Annotated in this window: 13 protein-coding genes; all 13 read left to right on the forward strand. The window is 46.7% G+C overall.

The annotated features are described in order from the left end of the window. The coding region (gene atpD, locus Q0605_RS10395; protein WP_298706808.1) for a F0F1 ATP synthase subunit beta at positions 1 to 821 on the forward strand (821 nt) is incomplete at its 5' end. Positions 822 to 831: 10 nt separating this feature from the next. Then, complete coding sequence (gene atpC, locus Q0605_RS10400) at positions 832 to 1,236, forward strand: ATP synthase F1 subunit epsilon (RefSeq protein WP_291938303.1); 405 nt, start codon at positions 832 to 834, stop codon at positions 1,234 to 1,236. Between the two features lie 2 nt (positions 1,237 to 1,238). Continuing rightward, positions 1,239 to 1,814, forward strand: a complete 576-nt coding sequence (locus Q0605_RS10405) for a MotA/TolQ/ExbB proton channel family protein (RefSeq protein WP_177389416.1) — start codon at positions 1,239 to 1,241, stop codon at positions 1,812 to 1,814. Next, positions 1,814 to 2,212, forward strand: a complete 399-nt coding sequence (locus Q0605_RS10410; protein ID WP_298706809.1) for a biopolymer transporter ExbD — start codon at positions 1,814 to 1,816, stop codon at positions 2,210 to 2,212. The genes Q0605_RS10405 and Q0605_RS10410 overlap by 1 nt, the downstream gene beginning before the upstream one ends. Beyond that, positions 2,205 to 3,179: a TonB C-terminal domain-containing protein gene (locus tag Q0605_RS10415; RefSeq protein WP_298706810.1), complete on the forward strand. Its 975-nt coding sequence runs from the start codon at positions 2,205 to 2,207 to the stop codon at positions 3,177 to 3,179. Before Q0605_RS10410 ends, Q0605_RS10415 begins: the two co-directional genes overlap by 8 nt. A gap of 18 nt (positions 3,180 to 3,197) precedes the next feature. Continuing rightward, positions 3,198 to 3,560: a TonB C-terminal domain-containing protein gene (locus Q0605_RS10420; RefSeq protein ID WP_298706811.1), complete on the forward strand. Its 363-nt coding sequence runs from the start codon at positions 3,198 to 3,200 to the stop codon at positions 3,558 to 3,560. Positions 3,561 to 3,604: 44 nt separating this feature from the next. Next, a complete protein-coding gene (tolB, locus tag Q0605_RS10425) occupies positions 3,605 to 4,852 on the forward strand; it encodes a Tol-Pal system protein TolB (protein ID WP_297997010.1) in 1,248 nt (415 codons plus the stop codon). Positions 4,853 to 4,907: 55 nt separating this feature from the next. Beyond that, the gene (locus Q0605_RS10430) at positions 4,908 to 5,381 is read left to right on the forward strand and encodes an OmpA family protein (RefSeq protein WP_291938293.1); all 474 of its coding nucleotides are present in this window, start codon (positions 4,908 to 4,910) and stop codon (positions 5,379 to 5,381) included. Between the two features lies 1 nt (position 5,382). Next, positions 5,383 to 6,201 (forward strand): tetratricopeptide repeat protein, encoded by an 819-nt coding sequence (locus tag Q0605_RS10435; RefSeq protein WP_298706812.1) that lies wholly within the window; start codon positions 5,383 to 5,385, stop codon positions 6,199 to 6,201. Between the two features lie 50 nt (positions 6,202 to 6,251). Continuing rightward, complete coding sequence (locus Q0605_RS10440) at positions 6,252 to 6,899, forward strand: FKBP-type peptidyl-prolyl cis-trans isomerase (RefSeq protein WP_298706813.1); 648 nt, start codon at positions 6,252 to 6,254, stop codon at positions 6,897 to 6,899. A gap of 9 nt (positions 6,900 to 6,908) precedes the next feature. Continuing rightward, entirely contained in the window at positions 6,909 to 7,853 is a 945-nt protein-coding gene (gene fabD, locus Q0605_RS10445) for an ACP S-malonyltransferase (protein ID WP_298706814.1), read from the forward strand. Beyond that, positions 7,850 to 8,548 carry a 5'-methylthioadenosine/adenosylhomocysteine nucleosidase gene (locus Q0605_RS10450; RefSeq protein ID WP_297900639.1) on the forward strand — a complete coding sequence of 233 codons (699 nt, stop codon included), beginning with the start codon at positions 7,850 to 7,852 and terminating at the stop codon, positions 8,546 to 8,548. The genes fabD and Q0605_RS10450 overlap by 4 nt, the downstream gene beginning before the upstream one ends. Continuing rightward, complete coding sequence (locus tag Q0605_RS10455) at positions 8,545 to 9,294, forward strand: ATP-binding protein (RefSeq protein WP_298062601.1); 750 nt, start codon at positions 8,545 to 8,547, stop codon at positions 9,292 to 9,294. Before Q0605_RS10450 ends, Q0605_RS10455 begins: the two co-directional genes overlap by 4 nt. Positions 9,295 to 9,957: the final 663 nt, after the last annotated feature.

Consider the following 9,957-nt stretch of genomic DNA (forward strand, 5'->3'; position numbering starts at 1 on the left):
ATAACGAGATGAAAGAATCGGGTGTTTTGGATAAAGTCGCCTTAACCTACGGTCAGATGAACGAGCCGCCGGGGGCGAGAAATCGCATCGCGCTAACCGGCCTTGCGATGGCCGAGTATTTCCGCGACGAGCTAGGGCTTGATGTTTTGATGTTTATCGATAATATCTTCCGTTTCTCGCAGTCGGGCTCGGAGATGTCCGCGCTTTTAGGGCGAATTCCGTCCGCGGTCGGTTATCAGCCTACGCTTGCTAGCGAAATGGGTAAATTACAAGAGCGCATTACTTCTACTAAGAAGGGCTCCATTACCTCCGTTCAGGCCGTTTATGTACCTGCGGACGACCTTACCGATCCTGCGCCTGCGACCGTTTTCGCGCACCTCGATGCGACGACCGTTTTAAATAGAGCGATCGCTGAGAAAGGAATTTATCCTGCCGTTGACCCACTTGATTCGACCTCAAGAATGCTTGATCCGCAAATCATCGGCGAGGAGCATTACAAGGTCGCTCGCGGCGTCCAAGCGGTGCTTCAAAAATACAAAGATTTGCAAGACATTATCGCGATTTTAGGTATGGACGAGCTTAGCGAAGAGGATAAGCTCGTAGTCGAGCGCGCTAGAAAGATCGAGCGCTACCTATCTCAGCCGTTTTTCGTAGCCGAGGTATTTACCGGAAGTCCGGGCAAATATATCTCGCTAGAGGAGACTATTGCGGGATTTAAGGGAATTTTAGAGGGCAAATACGACGATCTGCCGGAAAATGCCTTTTACATGGTAGGAAATATCGACGAGGTAGTGGCAAAAGCTGAAAAGATGAAAGCATAGGAATTTTAAGATGAAAGAATTTTTGCTTTTAGATATCGTTACGCCCGAAGGGATGGTCTTTTCGGGCGAAGTCAAATCCGTCCAGCTCCCCGGCATTACTGGCGAAATGGGTATTTTGCCAGGGCATGCGAGCTTGCTAACGGGGCTTAAAGATAAAAGTGAAGGTGGCGTTGTCGAGATCGTAGATAAAGACGGCAAAAAGCAGCTTGTTTTGGTAAATGACGGTTTTTTGGAAGTTACCGAAGAAAAAACTACTATCCTAGCCACTCAAGCCGTAGCTATCGGAGGTGATAGCGAAAGCGCCGTAGCAAAGTCTTTGCAGCGCGCCAAAGATATGCTTGCGTCCATTAGCTCCGATGCGGCAAATTCCGCAGCGATAATGGCTAGAGTCGACGAATTCGCAAGGCAAAGTTAAATATGCTAGATCTAATTTTAAGTTATTTTACGAGAAGCACGTTTATTACGATATTCGTGCTTTCTTGGTTATCCATCTATTTTATCGTCACTTTTACGATTTTGATCTCCAGATTTGTAGGGCTTAGTGCATGGCAACACCGCGAAGCAAAGGCACTCGAATCCTTGCTGATGGGCGGTAGGATTTCGCTTTCGGGCTCTATTTTTCAAAAAGTAAATACCGATAAAATTTCAAAAGAAGCCTTGGAAATTTATAAAGGCAAGGCCGAACGCGACTCCACTAGCGGACTTACCTGGTTATCTATCGTCGCTTCCACTTCGCCGTTTATCGGGCTGTTCGGTACAGTTGTTAGCATACTTCACACATTTTCCAAGCTCGGCGGTGGAAATTCCGGCATCGATACTATCGCTCCTGCGATTAGCGAGGCCCTGGTTGCCACAGGATGCGGAATTTTTGTAGCGATCCCCGCATACACCTTTAGTTTACTTATAAAACGCAAAGCATACGAAGTTATGAGCATTATAAATCGTACAGCGGATATTTTGCTATTTAAAGCAAACACTGGAAAAGCTATTTAATGTATAATTTCGACGAAAATCCAGAGTTAAATATCACTCCGCTCGTCGATATTATGCTTGTTTTGCTAGCGATTTTAATGGTCGCGCAAACGGCGATTATCTACGATGAGAAGATCGAACTGCCTAGTGGCTCAAAAGCACAGGTTTCGGAAAATACCGCAGAATTCTTGCTTGTGCGTATCGGCGAAGATCGCAAGGTTTATATCGACAAAGGCTCGATGAGCCTAGCTGAATTCCCGGATAATCTCGTGTTGCTTAAAGGCACCGGCAAGTATAGCTTGGAAAAACCCGTCTATATCCAAGCCGATAAGAGACTCGTTTATGACGATGTAATGTTTGTCTTAAAGAGCTTAAAGCAAGCGGGTTTTACTAAAGTCGCGCTTCAAACAAATGGCTAATTATTCAAATTTTACGGGGGTTAAATACGATAATTTTAAATCGTTTTTAATCGCCCTTTTTGCCTATCTGCTGGTGATTTTTGTTCTTTTATATCAAATTTCAAAGCCGCAGGAAAAATTTAAAAAATATACTGACAATCCCAACGATTATATGGATGTTACTTTTGATTTCGAAATAGATGATAAACTTCCGTCCGCGCCTGAAATCGCTAAAGAAACAAAGCAAGGCGAGTTTGACAATAAGAATGTGAAGGATGTGCCGGAGGATAAAATAAAGACTACGGCGCAAGTAGTCCCGCCTCCTCCGGTGCAGGCAAAGCCGAAAGAGCCCGAAAAGCCGAAGGAAGAGCCGAAGCCGGAACCTAAAAAGGACGAGCCTAAAGCTGAGCCCAAAAAAGAGGAGCCCAAGCCTGAGCCTAAGTTGGAAGATAAACCTTCCGAAAAAGTAGTAGAGAAAAAAGAGGAAGCTAAGCCGGAGCCAAAAAAAGAGGAAAAACCGAGCTTGAGCGATCTTTTTGGTGGCATTGATATGAAAAAAGTTGAGCAAAGTGCCAAAGCTAGCGACGCCGTTCAGAGTAATAAAAAGTCCGATAAAGAAACCGCCACCTCTAGTGCTAAGGATAAAGCGGCATCTAAAAATGCTGTCGTCAAATCCGATAAGCTTGGCGGCAGGACGCAAAGGACGGGCGAGTATAACGCTTATTACGGCGCTATCGAAAAGAAGCTTCAAGTTCTATGGAGCAGATATGTTGCGACCGCGAAGGACGACGCAAGGATTAAAATAGTCTTTAGCGCAGATGGGCGAGTGGCGGATTATACTATTATAGAGTTGGGGCGAGAGACGGAATTTAACCAGAAGTTGCGAGATTTTTTGGATAATCTATCGACTCAGACTTTCCCGAAGTCTCCCGACGGGGCGTCGCACGAGATTGATACTAGGATGTCCGACGTAATGAAGACAAATTAGAATTTGTAAGGAAAAAAAGTGAAGAGACTTTTTTGTATTTTTGCCTTTTGCTGTATGCTTTTTGCAGAAGATGTGGATTCTGCTAAAAATTCTACCTCTTCAAATTTAAACACCGAAATTCAAAATTCTAAAGAATTTAGGGCTTATTATGGAGATATTGCAAAGAAGCTAGAATATCTGTGGCTAAAACAAGATGCTACCACTAACGATGACGCAGCGGTCGAGGTTACTTTCGGCGCGGACGGACGAGTGGTGGGTTATAAAATTATCGAGTTAGGTCGCGATATAAAATTTAACCAAAAGCTTGACAGATTTTTAAAGGGGCTTTCGGAGCAAAATTTTTCAAAATCCCCGGATATAAACTTCATAAACTTAATATAAGATTAACCGAGATTGCGAAATCAAATTAAATTTAAGGAGAAAAGATGAAGAAACTACTTTTGATTCTTGCATTTTGTAGTAGCATTTTCGCGGCAGATGCGACTATGTCTATCGTAAACGAAGGGGTAAATCTCCCTAAAATCGTTGTTCAGGATGCATCGAACCTTGCAAATTCAGAATTTGGCAACAAATTCTTTAAACTTATGGTGGGCGATCTAAAGGTCGGCGCGACTTTTGAAGTCAGCGACGAGTATCTACAAAGCAGCTACGATGCGGACGCTTCCAGCAATTTGGGTTCTAGCGGCGCCGCTCTCATCGTGCGCTACGCGGTAAGTGATAAAAGCTCGCCGATGAGCCTAAAAGCCAAAGTGCTCGAAGCAAACAGCGGCAGGGTGATGTATGAGAAGAGCTTTACGCTTTCAAATGCTGAAAAGTATCCGTTTTTGGCACACATGGCGGTATCTGAGATCGTCAAGCAGCTAGGGTACTCAAACGTCGATTGGATGAAGGAGATGATTTTGCTCTCTCGCTACACTTCGACGCGTGAGAGCGAGATCATGGTGGCTGACTATACGCTTACTTACCAGCAGGTTGTGCTTCGTGGCGGATTAAATATCTTCCCTAAATGGGCAAGCGCGGCGCAGAACGAATTTTATTATACCTACTATGTCAATAAAAATACGCCCGCTATCTATAAATTTAATCTATCCAACGGTAGCAAGAGTAAAATTTTTACCGGTCATGGCATGACGATAGCTTCAGATGTAAGCGCCGACGGCAGAAAGCTTCTAATCACCAATGCGCCTAAAGATCAACCCGATATTTATTTATATGATATAGCTTCGGGTAGCGCTAAGCAAATTACTGATTATGCAGGCATTGATGTAAATGGAAATTTTATTGACGGCGATTCGCGCGTGGCTTTTGTGAGCGATCGTCTGGGCTATCCGAACGTATTTGCCACTAGCATAAACGGCGGCAACGTTCAGCAGCTCGTCTATCACGGCAAAAATAACAATTCCATTAGCACAAATGGCAATTATGTTACTTACTCTAGTCGCGACGGCGGGGGCGGATTTAATATATATTTAATCTCTACTCAAACCGATATGATTCGCCAGTTAACGGCTAGTGGCAAAAATATGTTTCCTAGATTTTCTAGCGATGGCGGCAGCATTATGTTTATCAAGCAAGACGGCAGCGGAAGCTCGGTAGGTATTATCAGGGTTAACGAGAATAAAAGTTTCCAATTTCCGTTAAGAGTGGGTAAAATTCAATCGGTTGATTGGTAAAATATTAAAAAATCTCGTGATATAATGACTTCAATTTTTTTTGAAAGGATAGAAAATGAAACATTTAGTTTTATCTTCGATAGCAGTTGCTGCTCTATTATTGAGCGGTTGTTCTAAAAAGACCCCAGAGGCCGATACTACAAGCACAAGTAATGCAGATAGACTAGCTGCTTTGGCATCTCAGATCCAAAGTGAAGTTGGTACTGTTTATTTCGACTTTGATAAATTTAATATTAGAGCCGATCAACAAGGCACAATCAATAATAACGCAGCTTTATTCAACCAAGCAGGCGCAGAGTCTCTAACCGTTAAAGTTGAGGGTAACTGCGATGAGTGGGGTTCTGATGAGTACAACTATGCTCTTGGCCTAAAGAGAGCTACTGCAGCTAAAGACGCATTGGTTGCTCAAGGCGTAAATGAGAGCAGAATTTCCGTAGTAAGCTACGGCGAGAGCAATATGGCTTGCACAGAGCATTCTAAAGAGTGCGACGCTCAAAACAGACGCGACGAATTCAAAGTTGGATTCTAGTTTGAAATTTAAAAATTTCACGGTGGCGGCTCTTTTGGGAGCTGCCACTTTTTTAAATGCAGAAACTTCCGCATTTGATGCTGGCAATATTGATTCAGGTAGCTCTTACGGGTTAACTGAAAACGAACAAGTATTGCGCGACAATCGCAAGCGTATAAGCGAGATGCAAACTAGTGTAGATAATACACGCGAGAGTGTCGAAGGTTTGCGAAGCGTTCTTGAAGGAACAAATTCTAAAATTTCGAACCTGGAAAATAGGGTAGCGGATCTAGAAATTCGCGCTACTGGCAAAAGCCAAGGTAACAGCGAGCTAGATCAGATGAAACGAGATATCGCAACTATAAAAGCCCAAATCGCTGAAATCAATAAAAAATTAGGTAGCGGCGGCAGCGTAAAAAAAAACGCTGAATTAGACGCAGGTGCTGCCTCAACCCCCGCTAGTACAAAATCAGATTCCGATTTTAAATCAAAAGATCAGGCTTCGGTGTTGAAAGAGGCCGACACTTTATATGCCAAAAAAGACTATTCCGGTGCAAAAGAGCGCTACAATTATTTAGTATCTAAAAATTACAAGCCCGCTAAGGCAAACTATATGCTGGGCGAAATTTCATATTTCTCTGGCTCATACGCAGAAGCGATAAACTATTATAAAAAGAGTATCTTGCACAACGAGAGCCAAGACTACACCCCAAAGCTACTCTATCACACCGCGATCAGCTTCGATAAGATCGGCGATAAAGACAGCGCAAATAAATTCTACAAAGCGTTAAAGGCTTCATACCCGGACTCCAAAGAAGCCAAAGCCGCGCCCACTAGATAACCTAAATTTAAATACAAAATCAAAAATAAAATTTTAAACAGGAGAAAACTATGGCTAACAACCGAGTTATAAAGATGCATTACGAGCTAAAAGACGGCAAAACCGGCGAAATTTTAGAATCAAATTTAAACTCCGACCCGATCGCCTTTCTTAGCGGCAAAGATCAAATCATCCAAAAGCTGGAAGATGAAATTTTAAATCTACAAGCGGGCGAGAGCAAAACAGTTCGCATAAGCCCGAGCGACGGGGTCGGCGAGTATAGAGAGGACGCCGTGCAAATCCTGCCTAAAGAGCAGTTTGCGGGCATCGATCTGGTCGTCGGCATGGAGCTTTTCGGTCAGGCGGAGGACGGCGCGACTACCCGCGTGAGCGTCAAAGCTATCGGCGAGCAGGACGTTACCATCGATTTCAACCATCCATTCGCGGGCAAGGAGCTGGAATTTAACGTAAAAATCGTCGAGAACCGCGAAGCGACGGCGGACGAAATTCTTACCGGTCAGCCGGAGGGTGCTCACAGCTGCGGCTGCGGACATAATCATCACGAGGGACACGAGTGCTGCGGCGGACACGGACACGATCATGCAGAGGATCACGAGTGTTGCGGAGGCCATGGGCATGTAGACGGTCATGAATGTTGCGGGGGTCACGATCACGGGAAAGATCACGAGTGCTGCGGCGGGCACCATCACGAGCATTAGGACTTTTTTATGAAATTTGCTTTTATCTTCCCAGGGCAGGGCTGCCAAAGCGTAGGTATGGGCAGGGAGTTTTATGAGAACTCCGATCCTGCGCGCGCGCTTTTGGATGAGGCTTCAAGTTTTACCGACATCGATTTTAAAAATTTACTGTTTGAGCCCGGCGACAAGCTTGACGTTTCGGAATTTACGCAACCCGCGATTGCATTAAATTCTATGATGGCGCTTGCGGCGCTGCAAGAAAGAGCGGATCAAGAAGAGCTTAACATCGCTCCGCAGTTTTTGCTTGGCCATTCGCTGGGCGAGTTTAGCGCGCTAAGCGCTGCGGGAGGCATGGAGCCGAAGCAGATGCTAAAGCTCGTAAATATTCGCGGCAGGCTTATGCAGAGCGCCTGCGAGGGCAAAGGCGCCGGAATGATGGTGATCTTGGCTCTTGCCGACGAGGCGGTCGAGAAAATTTGCGCGGATGCGACGAGCGCGGGCAAGCAGGTTTGGGCGGCGAATTATAACTGCGACGGGCAGATCGTAGTCGCGGGCAAAAAAGATGATCTCGCAGCACTCGAGGGCGAGTTTAAAGCCGCGGGCGCAAAGCGCGCAATGCTACTGAATATGAGCGTCGCGAGCCACTGCCCTATGCTACAAAGCGCCAGCGACGAGCTTTTGGAATTTTTGCGCCCCGCGTTAAAAGAGAGCTTTGCTCCAGTCGTCGCTAATGCCACAGCGCGCGCATACACGACGAAATCCGAAGCGCTAGAGCTGCTGAAAGCCCAGCTTGTCGGCCCCGTGCTTTACAAGCAAAGCATCAAAAATTACGAGAGCGAGGCGGACTGCTTCATCGAGTTCGGCGCGGCGGTTTTAAAAGGTATAAACAAAAAGATCACGCAGAAGCCGACCTTCAGCATCACGGATCTTGCGAGCCTAGACGAGTTTTTGAAATTTGCAAAGGAGAATGGATGAAAGTTGCGATCTTAGGCGCTATGCCCGAAGAGATCGAGCCGCTGCTGTCCGCGCTGCGCGAGCGGGGCGTGAGCGTGGAGGCTGTGGAGCATGCGAATAATAAATTCTACGCCGCCAAGCTTAACGGCCACGATCTCGTGATCGCGTATTCGAAGATCGGCAAGGTAAATTCCGCCCTGACGGCTACGGTTATGATCGAGAAATTCGGCGCGCGCGCGCTCATTTTTACAGGCGTCGCGGGGGCTTTGAAGCGCGGCATTAAGATCGGCGAAATTTTATACGCCACCTCGCTCGTGCAGCACGATCTGGACATCACGGCGTTTGGGCATCCGCACGGATTCGTGCCGGGAAGTAAAATTTCAGTCCAAACCGACGCGAAGCTAAATTCTATCGCGCAAAGCGTCGCAGAACAGCTTGGCATCACGCTAAAATCAGGCGTCATCGCTAGCGGCGATCAGTTCGTAAGCGGCGAGGAGCGCAAGAGCTGGATCGAGCGGACGTTTGACGCGAGCGCGGTCGAGATGGAGGGAGCGAGCGTAGCGCAGGTGTGCGACGCGCTGGGCGTGCCGTTTTGCGTACTGCGCGCGATAAGCGACGAGGCGGGACACAAAGCCGAGTTCGATTTTGACGAGTTTATGGTAAAAAGCGCGCAGACGAGCGCAAATTTTGTCCTAAAAATGATCGAAAGGTTATGATAAACCTCTCCAAAAAGCTACTGCGCCGCGTCGGACAAACCAACGCCAAATACAAGATGTTCGAGCGCGGCGATAAAATTTTACTAGCCCTTAGCGGCGGTAAGGACAGCATGAGTCTGGCGCACGTGCTAAAGCACTTCCAAAGCGTAAGCCCGCTAGATTGGGAGTTTCGAGCCGTCACCGTTACTTACGGTATCGGCGAGGATCTGCGCGAGATAAGCGCCCATTTTAAAGAGCACGAGATTCCCTACGAGATAATCGATACTAAAATTTTTGAATTCGGCAAAGAAAAAATCCGCGCAAACACCACGTTTTGCAGTTTTTGCTCGCGTATGAGGCGCGGATACATCTACTCCTACGCGCTTGAGCACGGCTTTAATAAGATCGCCATCGCCCACCACCTCGACGATGCCGCGGAGAGCTTTTTTATGAATTTCACCTTCAACGGCGCGCTGCGCACCCTCGCTCCGCGCTATGTCGCCGAAAACGGGCTTGTGATCATCCGCCCGTTTATTCTTACGCGCGAGCGCCAAATCGCAGCCTGTGCCAGAGATAACGAGCTTCCGATAATGCGCGAGGAGGATGTCTGCCCCGCGAGGCAATACGGCGGCAAGGAACCCACCGCGCGCGCCGCTACAAAGGAGCTTTTGGCGCAGTATGAAAAGGCCCATCCGAGGTTTTTTATCAGCCTGCAAGCGGCGTTTGCCAACATCCACGAAGAGACCTTTTTCGAGCCTAAATTTTAAAATTTTAAGCGGTCTGCACTCTCCTGCTCAAACGAATTCAAAGCGCGCAGTTTTTGCGATAACATTAGTTTCGTACGCCTAGTTCGATTTTTTGGCTTAAATGAGCCTGACACACGCAAGAGCAGTTGTTTCCCTGTGCTCGAACGAACCGCGAGCCGCAGCGTGAGCGGTTGGATCACTGTGTCTAAATTGCGGTCTGGGCGATTGCTCTCCTGCGTATGAGTTGTGCACGAGCCGCAGCGAATAGCTATCCCCCTACGTCCGACTGCGCGCTAGAGTGGTTGTACTTCTGCGTCCGAAGCTGTGCACACGAGCTTAGGCTGTGCGCCCGAGGGCTGCGAGTAGGGCGGGTTGCGCCGCCTGCATCTGCTTTTGCGAAATGCCTGCATCTGCTTTCGTCCTACTCGGGCGTCGCTCAAGCGAGCTTCACGGGCGAATATTAGGAGGCTTGCAAAGTTTGCGCGAAAGACAGTTGTAGAAATTTTATTCCGAAAAGTATTTTTGAAATTTTACTTCACAAAATTTTAAAATTTTCAACCAGACTAAATTTTAAAATTTTAACGAAGCCCGATTCAAAACTTCGACGAAACCGAATTATGAAATTTTATCCCGCAAAATTTTAAAATTTTATCGGCAGACTATAGTTTGAAATACAATCGCAGA

The sequence above is a fragment of the uncultured Campylobacter sp. genome (assembly GCF_938017705.1).
GTDB lineage: Bacteria > Campylobacterota > Campylobacteria > Campylobacterales > Campylobacteraceae > Campylobacter_B.

Coding starts and splice junctions, on each gene's coding strand:
- atpC (WP_291938303.1), top strand. CDS start 832: ATGAAAGAATTTTTGCTTTTAGATATCGTTACGCCCGAAGGGATGGTC.
- Q0605_RS10405 (WP_177389416.1), top strand. CDS start 1,239: ATGCTAGATCTAATTTTAAGTTATTTTACGAGAAGCACGTTTATTACG.
- Q0605_RS10410 (WP_298706809.1), top strand. CDS start 1,814: ATGTATAATTTCGACGAAAATCCAGAGTTAAATATCACTCCGCTCGTC.
- Q0605_RS10415 (WP_298706810.1), top strand. CDS start 2,205: ATGGCTAATTATTCAAATTTTACGGGGGTTAAATACGATAATTTTAAA.
- tolB (WP_297997010.1), top strand. CDS start 3,605: ATGAAGAAACTACTTTTGATTCTTGCATTTTGTAGTAGCATTTTCGCG.
- Q0605_RS10430 (WP_291938293.1), top strand. CDS start 4,908: ATGAAACATTTAGTTTTATCTTCGATAGCAGTTGCTGCTCTATTATTG.
- Q0605_RS10440 (WP_298706813.1), top strand. CDS start 6,252: ATGGCTAACAACCGAGTTATAAAGATGCATTACGAGCTAAAAGACGGC.
- fabD (WP_298706814.1), top strand. CDS start 6,909: ATGAAATTTGCTTTTATCTTCCCAGGGCAGGGCTGCCAAAGCGTAGGT.
- Q0605_RS10450 (WP_297900639.1), top strand. CDS start 7,850: ATGAAAGTTGCGATCTTAGGCGCTATGCCCGAAGAGATCGAGCCGCTG.
- Q0605_RS10455 (WP_298062601.1), top strand. CDS start 8,545: ATGATAAACCTCTCCAAAAAGCTACTGCGCCGCGTCGGACAAACCAAC.